This is a genomic window from Pseudonocardia sp. EV170527-09 (assembly GCF_008369905.1).
In the GTDB taxonomy this organism is placed as follows: Bacteria; Actinomycetota; Actinomycetes; order Mycobacteriales; family Pseudonocardiaceae; genus Pseudonocardia.
The window spans coordinates 1-21,345 of sequence record NZ_VRMC01000010.1; the positions used below are offsets into that span (position 1 = coordinate 1).

The following is a 21,345-nucleotide window of genomic DNA, read 5'->3' on the forward strand; positions in this document are numbered from 1 at the left end:
TCTCGTTCTCAGCAGAGCCCATAGGGTCTGATGTCATCACTCACAGTGCCCATCCCGCCGGACGCTGAGGTCCGGCGTGTCGGGCCGGAACCACCGTTCGTTGCACAGGCCCGCGGATCCCGATCAGGAACAGCACGGCCCCGGTCAGGGGCAGACGCACCAGGTGCTGCACCTCGGTGCGCAGGTGGATCTGTCGGCCGGGGTCGGTGAGATCGAGCCGGGTCCGGGCGGGCTGCCACTGCGGGGCGGCGTCGAGGGACAGGTCGCGGCGGTCGTCGGGCTGCAGACCCCAGTTCAGGCGGCGGTAGGCCTCGCCGGGGTGCAGCTGCAGCAGGAAGCGTTCGGCGCGCTCGAACACCCCGCCGGGTCCGTTGCCCGGGACCGGGCCGTGCAGCTCCCGGAAGCTCATGCCGGCGTCGAACCCGATCGACCACACGGAGGCGAACGCGACGGCACCGGCGTCGAGCCACAGTGCCTCGCCGCGGGCGCCGAGCACGACCACGTCCTCCGCGACGAGCCGGGACACCCAGCGCAACGGGTGTTCGGGGAGGGTGGCGTCGTCGCCGAACACGAACTCCCGGTCGGTGCCGGTCGCCGTGTCACGGAACCGCCACCCGCCGGCCCGGCCGAGGGTGCGGGTCAGGGTGCAGGTGCCGGGTTGCTCGGCGGCGAGCCGACCGAGCAGGTACAGACAGGCGTCCCAGCAGGACGCGCGGGCGTGCGGCGCGGCGACGAACCGGGCGGACTCGCGGTCCAGGATCGACGTGCGCTCGGCGGCGACGGCGGGTCGGTCCGGGCCGTCGTGCAGGATCCGCCCGCCCCAGGAGCCCGCCTCGGTGCGGCGCTCGACCCCGGCCGGTTCGACGTTCGCGCTGATCCGGTAGGTCGGGTGCGGCAGCGGGAACGGGTAGTCGTCGACGCCGGTCACAGGTCCAGCTCCAGTGTCGCCCCGGCGGCGCGGGACACACAGAGCGCCATTCGGTCGGCGCGCTCGTCGGCGGTCAGGACCGTGTCGCGGTGCTCGACCCCGCCGTCGACGACGGGGGTCACGCACTCCCCGCACACCCCGCGCCGGCACATCGCGGGCGCGGTGGCCCCGGCTCGGTGCACGGCGTCGAGCAGGGTCTCGTGGGCACCGACCTCGACCGTGCAGCCGCTGCGGCGCAGCACCGCGCGGAACGGGGTGCCGGGCTCGGGCTCGCCGACGAACGCCTCGGCGTGGATGCGGGCGTCGACCCAGTGCGCGGCGCGGGCGGTCCGGGCGGTCGCGGCGATCAGACCGGGCGGGCCGCAGGTGTAGACGTGGCTGCCGAACGGTGCCGTGCCCAGCAGCCGCTCCAGCGCGGCCCGGGCCTCGACGCGGCCGGTCGCCTCGACGAGCCGGTCCCCGCAGAGTGCGCGCAGCGCGTCGCGGTGCGGGGCGGGACCGGGGCGGTGCACCGTGAGCACGGTGTACGGGTTCCCCCAGAACGCGTGCCAGCGGGCGTGGGACAGGATCGCGGTCACCCCGATCCCGCCCGCGACGAGCAGGTGGTGGCGCGCGGTGTCGACCGGCGGGAACGAGCTGCGCGGCGTCGTCGCCACGACCGCGTCACCCGGGGCGAGACCGTGCGCCCACACCGAGCCGCCGCGGGAGTCCGGGCGCCGCGCGATCGAGACGTGCCAGCGGTCGGGCGCGGGGGACGGCGCGGTCAGCGAGTAGGAGTTCCAGCGGCCCGGCGCCCACTCGACGCCGATGTGGCCGCCGGGCGGCGCCGCGGGCAGTGGTCCGGTCCCCGGCGCGGCGGCGAGCTCCAGGGACCGGACGTCGGGTGCGGCGTTGGTGACCGCAATGACCCGCAGGTGCACCCCGGGCCGGGTCACGGCGCCCGCTGCGGGGTCGGCGCGCCGAGGAACGCGCCGAGCCGGCGCGAGTGGTGGCCGGCGACGTGCAGCACGACCCGGCAGCCGGGACAGGCCACGGCGTCCCCGACGGCCGCGTGTACGACGACGTGCTGGTGACAGTGTCCGCAATGCACCGTTCGGTCCCGGGTGGCGTGAGCGACGTCGGTCGGGACCAGGACGATCTCCTCGTCGAGGGCGCCACGGTGCAGCGCCGCGGCGCGCACGGCCTGCACGAGCTCCTCGGGCCCGGTGACCAGGATCCGGGTGCCGGTGACCAGCGTCGCGAGCTCCCGGTCCAGCAGCGTCGCGGCGTCCGCACCGGCGGGCAGCCGGACCAGGCGGTCGTCGGGCCCGAGATCGGGATCGGGCGTGGCCCCGCAGACGACGACCAGGTGCGGTGCCCCGCCGCGGACGGCCGGACCGGCGTAACGCGGCACCGTGGTCCACTCCGGCGCGACGTGCACGGACGGGACGGCCGCGCCGGTGCGCAGCGGGCGAACGGGGTCGGGCATGACGGAGAGTGATGCTACGGGCGTCGCGTGAACACCAGATGGCGCCCAGCGAATGCGCAGGTCGCCATTTCTGGTGAAACTGTCGCCGAGTCGGTCACGATCTCGGCGCCGGCGCGATGAACTGCGTGAAGCGCCCGCACGTCGGAGAGGGGGACGTCATGGACGGCACGCCGTACCGCCCGCGGCACGCCCTGCGTGAGACCCCACCCACGATCGCCGTCCCGGCGCAGCGGGGCGCCCCGCGGGCCGAGGCCGTGACCCGGCCGGACGCCGAGACCCGGCCGGACACCGACGAGCAGCACAGCGCGGGTCCGTGGTGGGCGACGGTCCCGGCGCCCCGGGACGGCACCGCGCACCCTGCGCCGCCCGCCCCGGTGCCCGAGCGGCCCTGGTTCACCCCGGCCCCGGTCGTCGTCGAGCCCGCGGCCGGGCCCGGCGCCGACGGGAGACTGCCCGGGTTCCCGACCGCGCTGCTGCCACGCCGCCGCCGTCCGCTGGCGGTCGGTGCGGGCCTGGCCGGCGCGATCGCGGGGATGCTCGTCGTGTTCGCGGTGGTCGTCGGCGCCGCGGGAGCGGCAGGCCGCGGGATCGAGGACGCCGCCACCGCGACGGCCGCGGTCGGGGACTGGCGCGCCGCGGGCGGCCAGGTGCACGTCACCGCGATCACCGGGGCCCTGCGCGACATCGCCAGGGCAGGGTCGGACGGCGGGATCCCGGCGCTGGTCGAGGCCTGCCGCGGCCTGCGCGACGAGGTCGCCTCCGCCCAGGCGTACCCGGCGATCCCCGACGCCGTCGCCCAGACGTACTGGCGCGACGGGCTCGCCGCGGGCGCCGACGCCGCCCGGCACTGCATCGCGGGGGCGTCACTGGGCGACCCCGGACTGCTCGGCGACGCGGCCCGGGAGCTGAACGGGATGAGCTCGCAGCTGGGCGCGGTCGCCGACCGGCTCACGCTGCTCTCCGGCGGCTGACCGGCGGGCACTCCGCACCCGGTGCGTCCGCGCCGCCGCGACCCTCCATCGGCTCGTGGGCCCCTGTGGACAGTGCTCCACGACCGGACCACCGGGGTCCGCCACCTCGCCGACCGACCTCCGAGGGCCCCTCCGTCCGCGACGCACGGGCGTGGCATGTCGTTGCGGCGGGCATCGGAGCCCCTGCGCCGCTAGGGTTCCCGCCGCAGGTCAACCGGGACGAACGGAGTGGGTCATGGATTCGGGGGCGCAACCGGCCGCGCGTGCCGAGGACGGTGGGGCGCGACGGGACCCGGCGGAGGGCGGACTGCTGAACCCGTCGCCGACGGCCAGGGCCGCGAGCCGCGGCACCGTCATCGGCAACGGGCTCACCTGGGTGGCGGCGTGGAGCCTGCGGGTCGCGCTGATCTCCCTGGGGCTGCTCATCCTCGGCTACGTCACCGGCATGCTGTGGGTCGTCGTCTGGCCGGTGGTGCTCGCGATCCTGCTGGCCACCGTCCTGCGTCCGCCCGCGGCACTGCTCATCCGGTGGCGGTTCCCACCCGCGGCCGCCTCGGCGCTGGTGCTGCTCGTCGGCATCGCCGCGGTGACCGGTCTGTTCGTGGGCATCGCGCCGTCGATCGCCGGGCAGACCCAGCAGATCACCTCCGGCGTGATCGCGGCGCTCGGCCAGATCCAACAGTGGATCTCCGGTCCGCCGCTGAACCTCGGTGAGAGCCAGATCGGCGACATTATCACCCAGGTCACCCAGCAGCTGCAGCAGAGCGCGACCTCCATCGCCGGCGGCGTCCTGACCGGAGTGTCCACCGTCGCGTCCGGACTGGTCTCGCTGGTGCTGGCCCTGGTGCTGACGTTCTTCTTCGTCAAGGACGGGCCGCGGTTCCTGCCGTGGCTGACCTCGATCACCGGGCGCAGCGCGGGCGGGCACATCGCCGAGGTGCTGCGCCGGATGTGGGACGTCCTCGGCGGCTTCATCCGCGTCCAGGCACTGGTGAGCCTCATCGACGCCGTGTTCATCGGCATCGGCCTGGTGCTGCTGGGGATCCCGCTGGCGCTGCCGCTGGCCGTGCTGACCTTCATCGGTGGGTTCATCCCGATCGTCGGTGCGGTCGTCGCGGGCTCGCTGGCGGTCCTCATCGCGCTGGTCACGCAGGGTTTCGGCACCGCGGTCGCGGTGGTGGTGCTGGTCGTGGCGGTGCAGCAGATCGAGGGCAACGTGCTGCAGCCCTTCCTGCAGGGCCAGAGCCTCAAGCTGCACGGCGCGGTCGTGCTGCTGGCGGTGACGGCGGGCGGCTCGCTCGCCGGGATCGCCGGCGCGTTCCTCGCCGTGCCGGTCGCGGCCGTCGTCGCGGTGCTGCTGCGCTACCTCGGCGAGCAGATCGACCTGCGGGACCGCCGCTTCTCTCGCGTCGACGACGTCGCCGCCGCGGGCCCGCCGGTCGCCGCCGCCCACGACGCGGCACCCGCCGACGCTCCCACTGCGGGGGCCCCGGACCGGGAGACGGAGGGCGCCGGGAGCGGCCCCGGGAACGGCTCCGTGCCCGCCCCGCCGGACTCCGCCCGTCAGGACGGCGGCTGACCGACCCGTCCGGGCAGCCGGTCGGTCCCCAACAGCCGGTCCATCACCCGGAACCGGAGCACCACCCACGTCACGGCGAACCAGCAGACCAGGGCCGGCAGCACCACCAGGACCACCGGCGGCGCCGCGCCGGTGAGCCCGACGTACGACGACAGCGCCGGGGTCCCGACCACGCCCGCGAACACCAGGGTCAGGCCCAGCACCAGCCAGGCCGGGCGACGGTCGGGCACCGGCGCCGTCCACGCCGCGAGGAACCGGTGCGGTGGCAGCAGGAACAGGATCAGGACGAACGACGCCAGCCCCACGAACGTCGACAGCCCGGTCTGCGCGCCGAGCGTCGCGGCCGCCTCGGCGAAGTCGGCGTCGGTGCCGTAGGTCAGCCCGGTGTAGCTCTGGAACTGCGCGATCACCTGCTCCGGGGTCCGCCCGCTGGTGAAGCCCTGCAGGATGCCCTGGTAGAGCACCGTGTAGACGACCGTCCCGGCGCCCGCGGTCACCACCGAGGCCGGCACCACGAAGCGGGCGAGGTTGCCCAGCAGGTCCGGGTCCGGCTCGGACGGCGTCGCCCACAGCGTCAGGAACAGCGTCGGCACGCCGACGGTCAGCAACGTCAGCCCGACCTGGGTGGGGGAGTAGGGGAACCCGAGCCCGAGCATGGTCACAGCCATGATCACCAGGCCCTGGGTGGCGACCCGGGTGAGGAACACGTACATCGACACCGCGATGCCGTCGATGATCCGGCGCCCCTCGGTGCGTGCCGGCAGCAGCGCGGCGAACGAGTCGTCGACGAGCACGATGTCGGCGACGTCGCGGGTCACCGCCGAACCGCTGCGCATCGCGACGCCGACGTGGGCCCGTTTGAGGGCCCGCGCGTCGTTCACGCCGTCGCCGAGCATCGCGACGTGCGCACCGCCCCGGCGCAGGCTCGCGACGATCCGCTCCTTCTGCTCCGGGGCGACCCGCCCGAAGACCGTGGTCCGGGCGACCAGCGCGTCGAGCGCGGCCCGGCGGTCGGCAGCGTTGTCGGCAGCGTTGTCGGCGGAGTCGGCGGAGTCGGCGAGCTCCGCGACCGCCGACCCGTCGACCGGCTCGCCGACGTCGAGCCCGGCCTGCGCGGCGAGCGCGGCGACGGTGCGCGGGTCGTCGCCGGACAGCACCTTCACCACGACCCCGTCCGCGGCGAACCGCTCCAGGGCGTCGGCGACGCCGGGACGCAGCTCGTCGGACAGCGCCACCAGCGCCACCGGGACCAGGTCGGGCAGGGCGGGACGGCCGTCGTCGCCGCGCAGCCCGGCAGCCGGCCGCGCGGGCCGGGCCAGCAGCAGCACCCGCAGCCCGGCGGCGGCGCGCGCCTCCACCCGGTCGGCGACGGCGTCCGGGTCGCCCAGGTGCGGGGCGAGCACGTCCGGGGCGCCGAGCACGAACGCCTCGCCGTCGGTGGTGACCTGCCCTGACCAGCGCAGCGACGAGGTGAACGGGACCTCGTCGCGCAGCTCGGACGGGGCGCCGGGCAGCGCGGCTGCGAGTGCGGCGGTGGTGGGGTTCGGGTCGGTCACGGAGGCCGCGAAGCGGGCGAGCGCGGGGCCCGGCTCGGTCCCGTCGAGTGGGTCGACACGGTCCAGGCGCAGCGCGCCGGTGGTCAGGGTGCCGGTCTTGTCGGTGCACACGACGTCGACGTGGGTGACCGCCTCCACCGCGTTGACGCGTTGGACCAGGGCGCCGCGCCCGGCGAGCCGGGCCGCGCCCCGGGTGTAGGCGACGGCGATGAGGAAGAACAGGCCGTAGGGGACCAGCCCGGACAGCACCGCGGTGATCTGCACGACCCGCAGCAGCGAGAACCCCTCCAGGAACGCCTGGGCCAGGATCGCGCCGCTCATCAGCACGACCAGCACCATCGTCAGCCGTACGACGAAGTCGATGCGTCGCTGCAGCGGTGTCGCCTCGGTGGTGTCCGCGCGGGCCTGGAGCGTCAGCCGGCCGGCGTAGCTGTCGACGCCGACGGCGGTCGCGCGCTGGTGGGCGGTCCCGGCGACGCAGTGGCTGCCCGAGCGCAGCAGGTCGCCGGGATCCTTGACGACCGGGTCGGACTCGCCGGTGAGCAGCGACTCGTCGGCCGCGGCCCGCCCGGTCAGCACCGGCCCGTCGACGACGACCTGCTCACCCGCCCGCACCACCAGCACGTCCCCGACGACGACGTCGGCGGCCGGGACCCGCTGCTCGACACCGTCCCGCACGACGGTGACCTCCGCGGCGTCGAGCAGCTGCAGCCGGTCCAGCTTCCGCTTGGCCCGCATCTCCTGCACCGCCCCGACGACGGCGTTGACCAGACCGAGCCCGACGCTGGTCAGGGCGTCGCCGTAGCGGCCCAGCACCAGCAGGACCAGGCCGATCGCGAACAGGATCGTGTTGTAGGAGGAGAAGACGTTGGTGCGCAGGATCCGCCCGTAGCCGCGCGTCCCGGCGGTCACCGGCGCGTTCGTCCGGCCCGCCCGGCGCGCCGCGGCGACCTGCGCCGCACTCAGCCCCTCGTCGGCCGCCGCCTCCACGATCCCGGCCGCCACGTCGTCCCCTCTCCGCCGTCGGCCCCGTGCGTGGCGATCATGGCAGGCCCCGATGTGTGCCGACTGTGTCTGGGCTGAAGGCTCACCAGCGTTCCAGGCCCCCGCGCTTGACGAGCTGGGCGGCGATCACGTTGCGCTGGATCTCGTTGGTGCCCTCCCCGACGATCATCAGCGGGGCGTCGCGGAAGTACCGCTCGACGTCGAACTCGGTGGAGTAGCCGTAGCCGCCGTGGATGCGCACCGCGTCGAGGGCGACCTCCATCGCGGTCTCGGAGGCGAACAGCTTCGCCATGCCGGCCTCCATGTCGCACCGCTGCCCGGACTCGTACCTCCGGGCGGCGTGCAGGATCAGGGTCCGCGCAGCGGTGATCTTCGTGGCCATGTCGGCGAGGTGGTTGCCGACCGACTGGTGCTGCCAGATCGGCTTGCCGAACGACTCCCGCTCCTGGGCGTAGGCCAGGGAGTCGGCCAGGGCGGCGTCGGCGACGCCGAGTGCGCGCGCGGCGACCTGGATCCGGCCGGTCTCCAGGCCCTTCATCATCTGGGTGAAGCCGTGTCCCGGCTCCCCGCCGAGCACCGCGTCGGCGGGGACGGCCATGTCGGTGAAGGCCAGCTCGCAGGACTCGACCCCCTTGTAGCCGAGCTTCGGCAGGTCCCGGGACACGGTCAGGCCGGGACCGTGCTCGACGAGCAGCACCGAGATGCCGCGGTGACGCGGTTCGGCGGTCGGGTCGGTCTTGCACAGCAGCGCGATCAGTCCCGAGCGCCGCGAGTTGGTGATCCAGGTCTTGGCGCCGTTCACCACCCACCCGTCGTCGGTGCGACGGGCGTGGGTCGTCATCGCCTGCAGGTCCGAGCCGCCGCCGGGCTCGGTCAGCGCCATCGTCGCGCGCAGCTCACCGGTGGCCATCCGCGGCAGGTACCGGTCCTGCTGCTCGCGGGTGCCGAAGGCGACCAGCAGCTTCGCGACGACGGTGTGCCCGCCCATCGCGCCGGCCAGGCTCATCCAGCCGCGGGCCAGCTCGGCCGTGACCAGGGCGTAGCAGGGCATCGAGACCGGCGCCTCGCCCCACGGCTCGGGGACCGCGAGCCCGAAGATCCCGAGCTCCTTCATCTGCTCGATGAGCCCCTCGGGATAGGTGTTCGCGTGCTCCAGCTCCCGCACCACCGGGCGGACGTCCCGGTCGACGAAGTCGCGCACCGTCTCGACGACCGCCCGCTCCTCGGTGCTCAACCCCGCGTCCGACCCGGCGCTCTGCCCGTCCATGCGACCGAGCATCGGTCATCGACCGGGGACCCCGCGAGCCGGGGTGACCGGTCGTGTGCGACGGAACATCCGCGGCGGTGGGACCGTTGTAGGTCCCGAGACCCGACACAGGGAGGTTCACCCCCATGACCGAGACCGCGATCCTCGCCGGTGGCTGCTTCTGGGGCGTCCAGGAGCTGCTGCGCGCGCGTCCGGGCGTCGTCTCCACCCGGGTCGGCTACTCCGGCGACCCGAACACCCCGAACGCCACCTACCGGCGCCACGGTGACCACGCCGAGGCCGTCGAGATCGTCTTCGACCCGGAGCGGATCTCCTACCGCGAGATCCTGGAGTTCTTCTTCCAGATCCACGACCCGTCGACGAAGGACCGCCAGGGCAACGACATCGGCCGCAGCTACCGCTCCGCGATCTTCTACACCACCGAGGAGCAGCGGGCCGACGCCCTGGACACGATCGCCGACGTCGACGCGTCCGGGCTCTGGCCGGGCCGCGCGACCACCGACGTGGAGCCGGCCGGCGACTTCTGGGAGGCCGAACCGGAGCACCAGGACTACCTGCAGAAGTTCCCCTACGGCTACACCTGCCACTTCCCGCGCCCGAACTGGGTGCTGCCGCGGCGGACGGCCAGCACGGGCTGAGGCCCTCCGTTCCCACCACGCACGGACCGGCCCGCGACCCCGCGTCGCGGGCCGGTCCCGTGCGCGAGGGCGGCGTCGCTCGGTCGCTCAGAGGTGGCCGCGGGCCTCGGCGCGGTGCCGGCGCTCCACCGACCCGTTCACGACCTGCACCTTGTCCCCGACCTGCAGGGTCTCGAAGAACCGCCGGGCATCGCGGGTGCGGAGCTTCACACAGCCCGCCGACTCCCGGCTGAGGTCCCCGCCGTGGAAGGCGATCCCGCCGTCGGCGAAGAACACCGACCACGGCATCCGCGCCGGACGGCCGTCCGGGCCCGGGTACTCGCCGCTGCGGTGGTCGGCCTCCTTGCGGTACACCCGGAACGAGTGCCCGACCGGGGTGGCCTTCCCCTCGCCGCCGGTGGTGACCGGGAACGGGCCGCCGGTGACCCTGCCGTCGCGGACCAGCCACGCCTGCCGCGTCTCGAGGTCCACGCAGGCGCGCACCGACGCCGAGCACGGTGTCCCCGGGGCCGCGGGTTCGGCGTGCGCCTGCGTCGCGACCCGGCTCTGCTCCGGGTCGGCGGCGGCGATCGCGGTCCCACCCAGCCCCACCCCGGCCACGAGCACGAGACCGGTCACCAGCACACCGCGACGGCGACGGAGCCGCTCGGTCCGGGACATGCCCACCTCCCACGCCACAGATCACCCACCCGGGTGACAACAGGGCAGACGCCCGTCCGGATGTCGCGGTTGCGCGGGAGCGTCCCGTGGCGGCGAGTGGGTAACGGTGCACGGCGAACGGGTGGGCGGCGGGCCCGGCGGCGGACCGATTGCCGCTCGACCGCCCGGGTACGGGAGCGGACCGTACGGCGTCCGGGGGCGTGATCTCCGTCCCGACGGGATGTCACGGCGCGATAACGGGGGTAGGTCTCGGTGATCGCCCCCTCACCCGCGGTGGTGGGGACGCCCCGTCGTGACCGACCCCAGGAGGAACGATGCGCGCAGCCGACCGTCCGGGCTCCGAGCCGGGACCTGCCGACCGGCTCCGTCGTCGGGCGTCCCGTCGCGAGGACCTGCTCGCGGTGCTGTGCGGGCTGCTCGCCGCCTGCGGGCTCGTCGTGGCGTGGCTCGCCGGTGCCGCGGCCCACGGGACGGTGCTCGAGCGCGGCGCGGTCGAGGCCCGGCAACGCGTGCCGGTCGAGGCGACGGTCACCGCGCGGGCGAACGCTGTCGGGGACCTGCAGACCGGACAGCAGTCGCTCACGCTGAGCTGGACCGGGCCGGACGGCCTGCCGCACTCCGGGGGCAGCTCGCTGCCCGGCATCTACGACGTGGGCGACCGGGTGTCGGCCTGGGTCGGTACCGACGGCAGGCTGGCACCGCCGCCGTCGACCCCCGCCGACGCCGTCACGGTCGCCGTCGCGGCCGGGTTCCTCACCGCCGCCGGGTGGGCCGGCGGGGTACTGGTCGTCGGGCGGCTGGCCTTCGCCTGGAACGGGCGCACGTTCGCCCGTGCCTGGGCGGAGGACTGGGCGGCCGTCGAGCCCGAGTGGTCGGGCCGCCGCACCCCCTGAGTCGCACCCCTTGAGCCGGGCGGCCCCGGCCGGGGCGGGTCGGAACACGCGTCAGAACATCAGCCGCCGCACCCGCTCGGGGTGGATCACCAGCCGCACCTGGTCCTCGGCCAGGATCGCCGCGAGGTCCGCGGCCCGCGTGGGGTCGTCGAGGTCCCAGTAGCGGTGCGCCAGACGCTGCGCCAGCGCGTGCGCCCCGTCGGTCTCGACGGTCGTGCCGCCCTCGACCGCGATCCAACGCTCCCGTTCCCCGACCGGGGCGGCGACGACGAGCGAGGCCCTCGGGTCCTTCCGCCTGCGCCGGATGTGCAGCGACTCCGGTCCGGTGAACAGCTGCACCGTGCCGTCGTCGGTGGCCTCGAACCAGACCGGGCGGGGCTGCGGCGGCACCGGGCCGCCCGCCAGACTGAGGAAGCCGTGCAACGGGCGGGCGAGGAAGGCGCGGTCGTCGTCGGTCAGGGCCGTGCGGATGTCGGTGGTGGGCATGGCGTCCACGACACCAGCACGACGCGGACGACGACATGGGTGAGACGCCGAATCTCCTGTCCGATCGTCTAACCTCGGTGCGGTGGACCCCTTCGGTGACCTCGTCCGCGGGTTGCGCTCGCACGGCTCGCTGTTCGGCAGCACCACCCTGACCCCGCCCTGGTCGCTGCATTTCGTCGACGGCGCACCGCTGACCCTGTGCGCGATGCTCACCGGTGCGGGGTGGATCGTCGTGCCCGGCGCCGACCCGGTGCGGCTGACCGCGGGGGAGACCGCCGTCGTGCGCGGGCCCGCCGGGTTCCACGTGGTCGACGAGGTCGGCACCCCGGCCGAGCCGATCATCTGCGGTGTGGACTGTGCGACGCCCGAGCAGGGCGGCACCCGTCACCGGCTCGGCTGGCACGACCCGGCGCCGGCACCGGACAGCGACGCGAGCACCCTGATCACCGCGGCCTCCGCGGCCGGGGGCGAGGTCGGCGCCCGGCTGCTCGACGCGCTCCCGCCGGTCCTGCGGGTCGGCGCCGGGGGCAGCGGGGACACGGTGCTCGACCACGTGGCCGCCGAGGTCGCCGTCGACGCGCCGGGGCAGCAGGTCGTGCTCGACCGGCTCCTGGACTGGCTGCTGGTCTGCACCCTGCGCGAGTGGTTCGACCGGACCGACGGCAGCCGCCCACGCTGGTGGGCCGCCCAGCACGACCCGGTGGTCGGGCGGGCGCTGCGGCTGCTGCACGCCGACCCCGCCGCGGCCTGGACCGTCGCCGGGCTCGCCGCCGCCACCGGGGTGTCCCGGGCGACGCTGGCCAAGCGGTTCACCGACCGGGTCGGCGAGCCGCCGCTCACCTACCTCACCGGCTGGCGGATGACCCTGGCCGCGGACCTGCTGCTCGCCGAGCCCGACGCGACGCTGGCCGGCATCGCGCGCCGGGTCGGGTACGCCGACCCGTTCGGCTTCAGCGCGGCGTTCACCCGGGTCCGCGGCGTCACCCCCAGTGCGTTCCGCCGGGGCGGGTCGCGAGGCGGGCGGCCCGACGAGCGGGCGGATGCCCCGGACGGGGTGAGCGGCTAGCCTGCAGCGTCGTGACCACCGTCGCCGTCGTGAGCGGCCGGTCGTGACGGTCCCGCCGCACCCACCGTCGGTCCGGCTGGCGAACCTCGACCTCAACCTGCTCGTCTCGCTGCGCGAGCTGCTGCGCGAGCGCAACGTCACCCGGGCCGCCGCCCGGATCGGCATCTCCCAGCCGGCCGCCAGCGCGGCCCTGTCCCGGCTGCGCCGCCACTTCGACGACGAGCTGCTGTCCCGCCATCCCGGCGGCTACGTGCTCACCCCGCTCGCCGCCCAGCTCGTCGACCAGGTCGAGGGCGTCTGCTCGGCCGCCGAGCGGCTGTTCGGCACCGGCCACGGCTTCGACCCGTCGACCGCCCGGCGCGGGTTCACCCTGCTCGTCGCCGACTACACCGTCGCCGTCCTCGGGCCCGCGCTGTCCGCGGCGGCGGCCCGGCGCGCCCCCGGCGTCGAGCTGCGGCTGCGGCTGGTCCGCGAGTCGTTCTCCGCCGACATCGGCGAGACCATCCGGCTCATCGACGGGCTCATCGCCCCGCCCGCCGCCCGCTTCGAACGCCCCGAGCTGCGCTCCACCGCCCTGTTCGACGACCGCTGGGTCTGCGTCGTCGACGCCGCCAACCCGGTCGCCGCCGGGCCGGACCCGATCCTGGACCTCGACGAGCTCGCCGCGATGCCCTGGGTGGTCCCGTTCGCCCCGGACCGGGGCATGTCGGCGGCGGCGCCGATGACCCGCCAGCTCGCCCGCCTCGGCGTCGAGCCCGACATCCGGGTGCGGGTCGAGAGCTACCTGTCGGTGCCGTACATGGTCGTCGGCACCAACCGCGTCGCTCTGCTGCAGGAGCGGCTCGCCCGCCAGGTCGCCGACGGCCTCGGGCTGGTCGTGCTGCCCTGCCCCGGGGACCCCGGACCGATCCGCGAGCGCCTCTGGTGGCACACCGACCTCGACCCGGACCCCGCCCACCAGTGGTTGCGCGAGCTCCTGGTCGAGCTGTCGGCCACCCTGTAGAGCTGCAACTATTCGTCCGGTCGATGGTCCGGCAGGCGAACCTTCTATTTCCGGGACGGTGCGCGCCGTTCCTAGTGTGTGAGCCATGCCTCACCCGCTGACGCCCCTGCCGGTCCACACCGTGACCCGGGACGCCCCACTGCGCGCCGACGACGCGGCCGAGCACGCGGTGACCGCCGACGTCTGCGTCGTCGGCTCCGGCATCGCCGGCCTGTCCGCCGCCGTCGAGTCCGCCCGCCTCGGCCGCGACGTCGTCCTCGTCGACGCCGCCCCCGTCCTCGGCGGGCAGATGGTGAACTCGCTGATCGGGCTGTTCTGCGGGGTCTACGGCAACGGCCCGGAGTTCCGGCAGCTGACCCACGGGCTGTTCGACTCCCTGTTCCCCGACCTCGAGGCCAGCGGCGACCTGTTCCGCCGCACCGGCCACACACTCACCGTCGGCTACGACGAGGTGCGCCTGGGCCGCTGGGTCGAGGACACCGTCCGCGCCCACGGCATCAGGGTCCTCACCAACGCCACCCTCACCGGCGTCGAGCGCGACGGCGACCGAGTCCTCGGCGCCCGCCTCGCCACCCGCTACGGCGCCGTCGACGTCACCGCGGCCGGCTTCGTCGACGCCAGCGGCGACGCCGCGCTCGCCTGGGCCGCGGGCCTGGAGTGCCGGCTGCCCGACCGGGAGATCTACGGCAGCCAGCAGCTCGTCGTCGAGCACCTCGACGCCAGTGCCGCCCCCGAGCCGGCCGAGCTCGCCGAGCGGGTCGCGGCCAAGGCGGGCGACTACGGCCTGCTCCGCCGCGACGGCCTGGCGTTCTACTTCCCGGGTCGCGACACCGCGGTGCTCAACATGACCCACATCGAGGCGCCGCTGGACCCGTTCGCCGCCGCCGAGGCCCAGCTGGAGGGGAAGGCGCAGGCCGACCGGGTCGTCGAGTTCCTGCGCGCGGAGTTCCCCGAGGTGTTCGGCAAGGCCGCGGTGCGCTCCTACGGGCTGCCCGGCCGTCGCCAGACCCGCTGGATCGCCGCCGTCCACCAGCTGACCGTCGAGGAGGTGCGCGCCGGGGTCCGCTTCGACGACGCCGTCGCCCGCACCGCGTGGCCGATCGAGCTGCACGACAGCCCCGACGGCTACGTCTGGGAGACCTTCGACGCCGACCACCTGCACTACGTGCCGCTGCGCTCGATGCTGCTGCCCGGCGCGTCCAACCTGGTCGCCGCGGGCCGCTGCATCGACGGCGACGCCGCCGCCCTGTCCAGCGTGCGCGTCATGGGCCCGTGCGCGGCGATGGGCCACGCCGCCGCACACGCCCTCGACCTCGCCGGACCGGCGGGCAGCCTGCACGACGTGCCCGCCGGTGCCCTCACCGACCGGATCCGGGAGAACGTCGACGGCTGAGCCGGCCCCGCCACCACCACGAGGAGACAGGCAACGATGCCCGGAGGCGCTCCGTGATACTCACCGACGACGACCGCAGGATGCTCGACGGGGCCGAGGGCCCCGCCGTCGCCGCCGCGATGGACCTGCTCACCCGCTACGCCGAGGCGCTGGACGCGGAGCGGCTCTGCTCGGTCCGCAACGTGGCCGGGACCGCCACCCAGCCCTCGCCGCTCAAGGCCCGGCTGGTCGCCGAGGGCGGCTGGGACCGCGCCTTCTCGGTCATCAACCTCGACAGCGACACCACCCACGAGATCCCGCCGATGGCGGTGCCGACCTGCCAGCTCCAGCAGGGCTTCGGCGCCGACGCGGCCGCCGTCGCGCCCTACCCCGCGGAGTTCGTGGAGCTGCAGGCCGACGCCGAGACCTTCTACGGCCGTCGCGGCGTCTCCATCCTCGCCACCTGCACGCCGTACCAGGTCGGCAACCTCCCGGTCCGCGGCGAGCACTGCGCCTGGATGGAGTCCTCCGCGGTCGTCTACGCCAACTCGGTGCTCGGGGCCCGCACCAACTGCGAGGGCACCGCGTCCACCGGGGCGGCGAGCCTCACCGGGCGCGTCCCGTGCTGGGGCAACCATCACGACGCCCACCGCCGCGGCACCCACCTCGTCCGGGTCGACACCCCGGTCGGCGGGTTCCTCGACTGGGGGCTGCTCGGCTACTTCACCGGCGACGTGGTGCAGGAGGCCCGACCGGTCGTCACCGGCGACCTCGCCCTGCCCGACCTCACCGACCTCAAGCACTTCGGCGCCGCGGCCGCCTCCTCCGGCGGGGTCGAGATGTACCACGTCCCCGGGGTCACCCCGGAGGCCCCGACCGTCGAGGCCTCCTTCGGCGGTGCGGTCCCGGCCGACGCCGTCGTCTACGGCGCCGCCGAGCGGGCCGCCACCTACGCCCGGCTCAACGACCAGGGCACCAGCGCGTCCGTCGACTTCGTCCTGCTCGGCTGCCCGCACGCCTCGCTCGACCAGATCCGTGACGTCGCCCGGCTCCTCGACGGCCGCCGCCTGCACGACGGCACCTCGCTGTGGATCATGGCGCCGCGGGCGCTGGCCGCGGTCGCCGAGCGCAGCGGCTACACCGCCGTCATCGAGGCGGCCGGCGGACGCGTGCTCACCGACTCGTGCCCGGCCATGTCCCGCCTCGCCCCGCCGGGCACGCGGGTGTTCGCCACCGACTCCGCCAAGCAGGCCCACTACCTGCCCGCGATCCTCGGGATCGAGGCGTGGTTCGGCACCACACCGAGGACTGCGTGCACGCCGCGGTCACCGGTCGCTGGTCGGGTGAGCTGCGATGACCGCGACCGTCGGCACCGTCCTGCGGGGCCGCACCGTGGTCCCCGGTGCGGTCACCGGGGAGGCGCTGGTCTCGCCGGCGACGATCTCGGGGTGGGGTGGCATCGACCCGGCGAGCGGGACGATCGTCGAGGCCCGGCACCCGCTGCAGGGTGTCTGCTTCACCGGGCGGATCCTGGTGTTCCCCGGCGCCAAGGGCTCCTCGGGCTGGTCGGCGTTCTTCCAGAGCACCCGGCTGCTCGGCACCGCCCCACTCGGGATGATCTTCACGGTCACCACGACGAAGGCCGCGCTCGGCGCCGTCGTCACCCGCGTCCCCGCACTGGCCGACCTCGACGTCGACCCGGTGCGGGTACTGCGCACCGGTGACCGCATCCGGCTCGACGCCACCGCGGGCACCGTCGAGCTCCTCGCGCGGGCGGACGGGCATCGGGCGGGGGGGGGGACATGAGGCTCGCCGTGCTCCCCGCCGACGAGCTGGCCCCCGGGGAGCACCGCGTGGTGCGGGTGGGCACCCGCTCGATCGGCGTCTTCCGGGTCGGCGACGACTACTACGCCCTCGCCGACCACTGCCCGCACCAGGGCGGCCCGCTGTGCCGCGGCTCCGTCGCCGGGGCCCCGGTGGCGACCGGCCCGGCCGACGTGCGGCTCGACGACGACCACGTGCTCGTCGCCTGCCCCTGGCACGGCTGGGAGTACGACGTGCGCACCGGCCGCTCCTACCAGCCCGGCGACGCCCCCGCCCGCAGCCTCCCGGCGTCGGTCGAGCCGGGCCCGCCGGGGATGACACCCGGCCCGTACACCGCCGAGACCTTCGAGGTCACCGTCGAGGACCGCTGGGTGGTCGTCGACACCGGCCGTCGCCCCGCCACCGAGGAGACGTCATGACCACCACCGACTCCGCCACGGCCACCACCCGGGCCCCGGCCCGGCGCCGCGCCCGGACCCCGATCGTCGACGCCGACATCCACCCGGTCGTCACCGCCGACCGGCTCGCGGCCGCGCTGCCCGAGCCCTGGCGGCGCCGTCTGCACCGGTTCGGGCTGCGCGGCGCGCCGCCGCCCGCGGTCTACCCCCGGGTCCGGCACGGCGGCATGCGCCGCGACGCCCACCCCGACGCGGCCGGTGGCCCCGCCCGGCCGCCCGGCAGCGACCTCGATCTGATGCGCAGCCAGCTGCTCGACCCCTTCGACGTCGTCGCCGGGGTGCTGATCCCGATGCAGGGGCACACCGCGGGCGCCGAGGAGCCCGCGTTCGCCGCGGCGCTGTGCCGGGCGTACAACGACGTGCTCGTCACCGACTGGCTCGACCCCGAGCCGCGGCTGCGGGCCAGCATCTGCATCCCGCACGAGTCGCCGGCCGAGGCCGTCGCCGAGATCGAGCGCCGCGCCGCGGACCCGCGGTTCGTGCAGGTCCTGTTCCCCAGCGGTACGTTCCTGCCCTGGTCGGACCCCAAGTACCGGCCGATCTACGCCGCGGCCGCCGCGCACGGCCTTCCGGTCGCGATCCACCTCGGCGGCACCGAGGGCCACCGCGGGGACGGCTGGCCGTCGTTCTACCTGGAGCAGCACGCCTGGTACGGCAACGCGGTCGCCGTCGCGCTGACCGGGCTGGTCGCCGGGGGCGTCCTCGACGCGGTGCCGGACCTGCAGCTCGTGCTCGTCGAGGGCGGGGTGTCCTGGCTGCCGTCGCAGCTCTGGGGCCTCGACGACGCCTGGGAGCTGTGCCGCGACGACGTGCCGTGGCTGACCCGTCCCCCGTCGGAGATCGTGCGCGAGCGGGTCTGGTTCACCACCCAGCCGATCGACGAGCCGCCGGTGCCCGCGCACCTGGCGACGACCTGGGAGCAGACCGGGATGACCGACCGGATCCTGTTCTCCTCCGACTACCCGCACTGGGACTTCGACGACCCGATCACCGCGCTGCGGGTGCTGCCCGCGGCGCTGCGCCGGCCGATGGCGGCCGCCAACGCCGCCCGCCTCTACGGCCTGACCCTGCCCGGGAGCGAGGGATGAGCGCCGAGCCGGCCGGCCGCCCGTCCGACCCGGTGCCCGGTGCTGTGCCGGAGGTGGTGTTCGACGCGGACACCCACGTCGCACCGGCCTCGTTCACCGACCTCTCGCCGCTGCTGAGCCCCTACTGGCGCGACTACGCCCTGGGCGCCGCGCTGCGCGTGGACCCCGTCCAGGCCGGTGCCTACCCGCCCGCGATGGTCGAGGGCCCCGACCCGCACGACGTGGCGACCCTGCGCGCCGCCGTCCTCGACCCACCGGCCCCCGGTGGCGGACGGGTCACCACGGCGGTCCTGACCTGCACCACCGCGTTCGACGTCAGCCGCAACCACGCGTTCGAGGCCGCCCTGTGCCGGGCGGTGAACACCTGGGTCGCGCAGCGGTTCCTCGACCACGAGCCCCGCGCCCGCGGGTCGGTCGCGGTCCCGCTCGGTGACCCGGCGGCGGCCGTCGCCGAGATCGAGCACTGGGCGGACGACCCGCGCTTCGTGCAGGTGCTGCTCCCGGTGCGCGGCCACGACCTGCGCTGGGGTCACCCGGTGTTCCGGCCGGTCCTCGCCGCAGCCGCCGCGGCCGGGCTGGTCGTCACCCTGCACGCCTGGGGCCGGGTCGGCAGCGCCCCGACCACGACCGGGTTCACCCACACCTACCTGCAGGACTACCTGTCCCACGGGCAGGTCGCGCAGTCCCAGCTGGTGTCGCTGGTCGCCGAGGGCGCCCTCGGGGCGCTGCCCGGGCTGCGGGTGACCGTCGCCGAGTGCGGGTCGTCCTGACTGCCGCCGCTGCTGTGGCGGCTGGACAAGGAGTGGCGCGGCATCCGCCGCGAGGTGCCGTGGGTGGACCGGATGCCGTCGCAGTACGTCCGCGAGCAGGTCCGGTTCACCACCGCGCCGGTCCACCTGCCGCGCGACCCCGGCGAGCTGCGCGACGCCCTGGACGTCCTCGGCGCCACCGAGATCCTGCTCCACGCCGGTGACCACCCGCACCGCCACGGCGACGGGGCGGCCCGGCTGCGCGCCGCCCTCGACCCGGCCGCCCGGGCAGCGGTCCGCCACGGCAACGCCACCGCGTGGTACCGCGGCAGTGACACCGCCTGGTACCGCGGTCCGGACACCGTCGCCACACCGTCGCCGTCCTTCGCGTCGACCCACCACGTACCGGAGGTCCCCCGATGACCCGCACGACGACCCGGCTCGCCGCGGTCCTGCTCGCCGCCTGCCTCGTCCTCGCCGGATGCGGGTCGGGCGGCGGCGGCCAGGACGGCCGCGACCGGATCACCTTCCTCAACATCCTGCCGATGGAGTCGCTCGGCTACGCCGCCGAGATGGTCGCCGACACCAAGGGCTTCTTCGCCGCCCACGGTCTCGACGTGACCTTCGAGGCCACGCAGGGCTCCGCGCCGGCCATCCAGACCCTGCTCGCCGGGTCCGCGGAGATCTCCCGGATCGGCGACATCGAGACGATGGTCGCCGCGGGGGAGCGTGGCGCACCGCTGGTCGCGATCGGCGGGGTGGTGCACGACGGGCCGCTGCGCCTGGTCTCCTCCCGGCGGGCGCCGATCACCGACGCCGCGCAGCTGCGCGGCAAGCTCGTCGGGACGCCCTCGGAGGGCGGCACCAGCTCCATCACACTCGACCTGATCGCCGGGTCGGCCGGGATCGCCCCCGCCGAGCTGCGCCGTCAGGTCGTCGGGCTCAGCCCGGGCGTGTTCGACCTGGTGAACACCGGTCGCGTCGACGCGTTCATCGTCTCGCTCGACACCGCGATGCTGCTGCAGGCGACCCGGCCCGAAGCCGTCGTCTACGACCCCAACGACGCGATCTCCGCCGGGTCGCAGATCTACGCCACCTCGAAGGCCACCGCGGCCGACCCGGCCGAGCAGGACAAGCTGCGCCGTTACCTGGCCGCGATCGCCGACGCCACCGCCTTCATCGCCGCCGACGAGGCAGGCGGCTTCACCGAGACGATGCAGCTCATCGGCTCGAAGTACCAGGTCTCGACGCTGGAGCGGCCCGAGGTCGCCCGCGCCGCGCTCGCCGCCTACGTCGACGGCTACGCCGCGGGCCGGGGCCCGACCGGCATCGACCCGCAGCGCTGGCAGGCCACCTACGACGAGGTCTCCTCGGTCGGTCAGGTCCCCGCCGGCCAGGACCCGGCGCAGTGGCTCGACGCCGGCCTCAACGGCACGGAGGGCACCCGATGAGCACCCCGACGACACGACGACGGTCCCCGGCACCGGAGCAGGAGACGAGCATGACCCAGGAGACGGCGATCCGCGCCGCGCAGGCGGCCCCGACCGGGGGCGCGGTCGGCCTGCGGGTGTCCGGCGTGGACAAGGTGTACCCGACCCGGCGCGGTGAGGTGCGCGCGCTGTCGGGGATCGACCTGGAGGTCGCCCGTGGCGAGTTCGTCTCGCTGGTCGGGCGCTCGGGCTGCGGCAAGACGACGTTGCTGCGGATCCTGTCCGGTCTGCTCGCCCCGTCCGCGGGGCTGGTCGAGGCGGGCGGTCGGCCCGCCTGGGCCGCCGGCCGTCGCGACGACGCGGTCTTCGCCGAGTTCGGGCTGGTGTTCCAGGAGGCGAACCTGTTCCCGTGGTTCACGATCACCGACAACGTCGCGCTCCCGCTCAAGCTGCGTGGCGTGCCGCGCGCCGAGCGGCGCGCCCGGGCCGCGGAGCTGTGCGCCACGGTCGGTCTCGGCGGGTTCGAGGACTCCTACCCGCGCGAGCTGTCCGGCGGGATGCGCCAGCGGGCGGCGATCGCCCGCGCCCTGGCCTGTGCCCCGTCGGTACTGCTGATGGACGAGCCGTTCGGTGCGCTGGACGCCCTGACCCGCGACCGGATGAACCTGGAGCTGCAGCAGATCCACGCCGTCTCCGGCGCCACCGTCGTGTTCGTGACCCACTCGATCCCCGAGGCCGTGTTCCTGGCCGACCGCGTCGTGCTGCTGACCCCGCGCCCGGGACGGATCCGCTCGGTCACCGCGATCGACCTGCCCCGCCCGCGGTCCGCGGCGACCGAGACGACACCGGAGTTCGGCGCGCTGGTCGCCGGGATGCGCACCGAGCTGGACCGGGAGGACTGAAC

General features: G+C 75.2%; 21 protein-coding genes and 1 pseudogene. 15 read left to right on the top strand and 7 right to left on the bottom strand.

Annotated features, from left to right (window positions below):
• Positions 1-40 precede the first annotated feature (40 nt).
• From FVA95_RS04510 to FVA95_RS04520, 3 genes are read right to left on the bottom strand one after another with little or no spacing between them, the layout of a single operon-like run.
• Positions 41-928 carry a heme-dependent oxidative N-demethylase subunit alpha family protein gene (locus tag FVA95_RS04510; RefSeq protein ID WP_149663074.1) on the bottom strand — a complete coding sequence of 296 codons (888 nt, stop codon included), beginning with the start codon at positions 926-928 and terminating at the stop codon, positions 41-43.
• A complete protein-coding gene (locus FVA95_RS04515) occupies positions 925-1,863 on the bottom strand; it encodes a PDR/VanB family oxidoreductase (protein ID WP_240051267.1) in 939 nt (312 codons plus the stop codon). Before FVA95_RS04515 ends, FVA95_RS04510 begins: the two co-directional genes overlap by 4 nt.
• Positions 1,860-2,396, bottom strand: a complete 537-nt coding sequence (locus tag FVA95_RS04520; protein ID WP_149663075.1) for a dimethylamine monooxygenase subunit DmmA family protein — start codon at positions 2,394-2,396, stop codon at positions 1,860-1,862. The genes FVA95_RS04515 and FVA95_RS04520 overlap by 4 nt, the downstream gene beginning before the upstream one ends.
• 158 nt (positions 2,397-2,554) lie before the next feature.
• Between FVA95_RS04520 and FVA95_RS30720 the strand changes: the two genes are divergently transcribed.
• Both FVA95_RS30720 and FVA95_RS04530 read left to right on the top strand, forming a co-directional pair.
• Entirely contained in the window at positions 2,555-3,367 is an 813-nt protein-coding gene (locus tag FVA95_RS30720; RefSeq protein ID WP_161992197.1) for a hypothetical protein, read from the top strand.
• 235 nt (positions 3,368-3,602) lie between these two features.
• Positions 3,603-4,946, top strand: coding sequence for an AI-2E family transporter (locus tag FVA95_RS04530; RefSeq protein WP_149663076.1), 1,344 nt, complete (start codon positions 3,603-3,605; stop codon positions 4,944-4,946).
• Here FVA95_RS04530 and FVA95_RS04535 read toward each other — a convergent pair.
• Both FVA95_RS04535 and FVA95_RS04540 read right to left on the bottom strand, forming a co-directional pair.
• A complete protein-coding gene (locus FVA95_RS04535; protein WP_240051268.1) occupies positions 4,931-7,507 on the bottom strand; it encodes an HAD-IC family P-type ATPase in 2,577 nt (858 codons plus the stop codon). The genes FVA95_RS04530 and FVA95_RS04535 overlap by 16 nt on opposite strands.
• A gap of 82 nt (positions 7,508-7,589) precedes the next feature.
• The gene (locus FVA95_RS04540) at positions 7,590-8,774 is read right to left on the bottom strand and encodes an acyl-CoA dehydrogenase family protein (RefSeq protein ID WP_149663077.1); all 1,185 of its coding nucleotides are present in this window, start codon (positions 8,772-8,774) and stop codon (positions 7,590-7,592) included.
• A gap of 125 nt (positions 8,775-8,899) precedes the next feature.
• On the opposite strand from FVA95_RS04540, the gene msrA reads away from it, so the two are divergent.
• Positions 8,900-9,412 (top strand): peptide-methionine (S)-S-oxide reductase MsrA, encoded by a 513-nt coding sequence (gene msrA, locus FVA95_RS04545; RefSeq protein WP_149663078.1) that lies wholly within the window; start codon positions 8,900-8,902, stop codon positions 9,410-9,412.
• Positions 9,413-9,499: 87 nt separating this feature from the next.
• Here msrA and FVA95_RS04550 read toward each other — a convergent pair whose 3' ends face one another.
• Complete coding sequence (locus tag FVA95_RS04550; protein WP_149663079.1) at positions 9,500-10,072, bottom strand: L,D-transpeptidase; 573 nt, start codon at positions 10,070-10,072, stop codon at positions 9,500-9,502.
• A gap of 314 nt (positions 10,073-10,386) precedes the next feature.
• On the opposite strand from FVA95_RS04550, the gene FVA95_RS04555 reads away from it, so the two are divergent.
• Positions 10,387-10,965 (top strand): hypothetical protein, encoded by a 579-nt coding sequence (locus FVA95_RS04555; protein ID WP_075333372.1) that lies wholly within the window; start codon positions 10,387-10,389, stop codon positions 10,963-10,965.
• A 51-nt stretch (positions 10,966-11,016) separates the two neighbouring features.
• On the opposite strand, the gene FVA95_RS04560 is transcribed toward FVA95_RS04555, so the two are convergent.
• Complete coding sequence (locus tag FVA95_RS04560) at positions 11,017-11,451, bottom strand: pyridoxamine 5'-phosphate oxidase family protein (protein WP_149663080.1); 435 nt, start codon at positions 11,449-11,451, stop codon at positions 11,017-11,019.
• Positions 11,452-11,533: 82 nt separating this feature from the next.
• Here FVA95_RS04560 and FVA95_RS04565 point away from each other — a divergent pair, with 82 nt between their 5' ends.
• The 11 genes and pseudogenes from FVA95_RS04565 to FVA95_RS04610 all read left to right on the top strand — a co-directional run bounded on the left by FVA95_RS04565 (position 11,534) and on the right by FVA95_RS04610 (position 21,343).
• Positions 11,534-12,517: an AraC family transcriptional regulator gene (locus tag FVA95_RS04565; protein WP_149663081.1), complete on the top strand. Its 984-nt coding sequence runs from the start codon at positions 11,534-11,536 to the stop codon at positions 12,515-12,517.
• 43 nt (positions 12,518-12,560) lie between these two features.
• A complete protein-coding gene (locus tag FVA95_RS04570) occupies positions 12,561-13,520 on the top strand; it encodes a LysR family transcriptional regulator (RefSeq protein ID WP_149663082.1) in 960 nt (319 codons plus the stop codon).
• A gap of 85 nt (positions 13,521-13,605) precedes the next feature.
• Complete coding sequence (locus FVA95_RS04575; RefSeq protein ID WP_149663083.1) at positions 13,606-14,913, top strand: FAD-dependent oxidoreductase; 1,308 nt, start codon at positions 13,606-13,608, stop codon at positions 14,911-14,913.
• A gap of 80 nt (positions 14,914-14,993) precedes the next feature.
• Positions 14,994-16,133 (top strand): annotated as a pseudogene (locus FVA95_RS04580) (aconitase X); the annotation flags it as partial.
• A 112-nt stretch (positions 16,134-16,245) separates the two neighbouring features.
• Positions 16,246-16,698, top strand: a complete 453-nt coding sequence (locus FVA95_RS04585) for an aconitase X swivel domain-containing protein (protein ID WP_149663084.1) — start codon at positions 16,246-16,248, stop codon at positions 16,696-16,698.
• Complete coding sequence (locus FVA95_RS04590; RefSeq protein ID WP_075306597.1) at positions 16,695-17,135, top strand: Rieske (2Fe-2S) protein; 441 nt, start codon at positions 16,695-16,697, stop codon at positions 17,133-17,135. Before FVA95_RS04585 ends, FVA95_RS04590 begins: the two co-directional genes overlap by 4 nt.
• A complete protein-coding gene (locus FVA95_RS04595) occupies positions 17,132-18,262 on the top strand; it encodes an amidohydrolase family protein (RefSeq protein WP_149663085.1) in 1,131 nt (376 codons plus the stop codon). The genes FVA95_RS04590 and FVA95_RS04595 overlap by 4 nt, the downstream gene beginning before the upstream one ends.
• Positions 18,259-19,032 carry an amidohydrolase family protein gene (locus tag FVA95_RS04600; RefSeq protein ID WP_240051269.1) on the top strand — a complete coding sequence of 258 codons (774 nt, stop codon included), beginning with the start codon at positions 18,259-18,261 and terminating at the stop codon, positions 19,030-19,032. Before FVA95_RS04595 ends, FVA95_RS04600 begins: the two co-directional genes overlap by 4 nt.
• A 63-nt stretch (positions 19,033-19,095) precedes the next feature.
• Positions 19,096-19,434 (top strand): hypothetical protein, encoded by a 339-nt coding sequence (locus FVA95_RS32630; protein ID WP_240051270.1) that lies wholly within the window; start codon positions 19,096-19,098, stop codon positions 19,432-19,434.
• The gene (locus tag FVA95_RS04605; RefSeq protein ID WP_149663086.1) at positions 19,431-20,462 is read left to right on the top strand and encodes an ABC transporter substrate-binding protein; all 1,032 of its coding nucleotides are present in this window, start codon (positions 19,431-19,433) and stop codon (positions 20,460-20,462) included. The genes FVA95_RS32630 and FVA95_RS04605 overlap by 4 nt, the downstream gene beginning before the upstream one ends.
• Positions 20,463-20,512: 50 nt before the next feature.
• Positions 20,513-21,343 (top strand): ABC transporter ATP-binding protein, encoded by an 831-nt coding sequence (locus tag FVA95_RS04610; RefSeq protein WP_149663087.1) that lies wholly within the window; start codon positions 20,513-20,515, stop codon positions 21,341-21,343.
• The last annotated feature ends 2 nt before the right edge of the window (positions 21,344-21,345 follow it).

Coding starts and splice junctions, on each gene's coding strand:
- FVA95_RS04610 (WP_149663087.1), top strand. CDS start 20,513: ATGACCCAGGAGACGGCGATCCGCGCCGCGCAGGCGGCCCCGACCGGG.
- FVA95_RS04550 (WP_149663079.1), bottom strand. CDS start 10,072: ATGTCCCGGACCGAGCGGCTCCGTCGCCGTCGCGGTGTGCTGGTGACC.
- FVA95_RS04560 (WP_149663080.1), bottom strand. CDS start 11,451: ATGCCCACCACCGACATCCGCACGGCCCTGACCGACGACGACCGCGCC.
- FVA95_RS04555 (WP_075333372.1), top strand. CDS start 10,387: ATGCGCGCAGCCGACCGTCCGGGCTCCGAGCCGGGACCTGCCGACCGG.
- FVA95_RS04595 (WP_149663085.1), top strand. CDS start 17,132: ATGACCACCACCGACTCCGCCACGGCCACCACCCGGGCCCCGGCCCGG.
- FVA95_RS30720 (WP_161992197.1), top strand. CDS start 2,555: ATGGACGGCACGCCGTACCGCCCGCGGCACGCCCTGCGTGAGACCCCA.
- FVA95_RS04520 (WP_149663075.1), bottom strand. CDS start 2,396: ATGCCCGACCCCGTTCGCCCGCTGCGCACCGGCGCGGCCGTCCCGTCC.
- FVA95_RS04540 (WP_149663077.1), bottom strand. CDS start 8,774: ATGGACGGGCAGAGCGCCGGGTCGGACGCGGGGTTGAGCACCGAGGAG.
- FVA95_RS04585 (WP_149663084.1), top strand. CDS start 16,246: ATGACCGCGACCGTCGGCACCGTCCTGCGGGGCCGCACCGTGGTCCCC.
- FVA95_RS04600 (WP_240051269.1), top strand. CDS start 18,259: ATGAGCGCCGAGCCGGCCGGCCGCCCGTCCGACCCGGTGCCCGGTGCT.
- msrA (WP_149663078.1), top strand. CDS start 8,900: ATGACCGAGACCGCGATCCTCGCCGGTGGCTGCTTCTGGGGCGTCCAG.
- FVA95_RS04605 (WP_149663086.1), top strand. CDS start 19,431: ATGACCCGCACGACGACCCGGCTCGCCGCGGTCCTGCTCGCCGCCTGC.
- FVA95_RS04590 (WP_075306597.1), top strand. CDS start 16,695: ATGAGGCTCGCCGTGCTCCCCGCCGACGAGCTGGCCCCCGGGGAGCAC.
- FVA95_RS04530 (WP_149663076.1), top strand. CDS start 3,603: ATGGATTCGGGGGCGCAACCGGCCGCGCGTGCCGAGGACGGTGGGGCG.
- FVA95_RS04575 (WP_149663083.1), top strand. CDS start 13,606: ATGCCTCACCCGCTGACGCCCCTGCCGGTCCACACCGTGACCCGGGAC.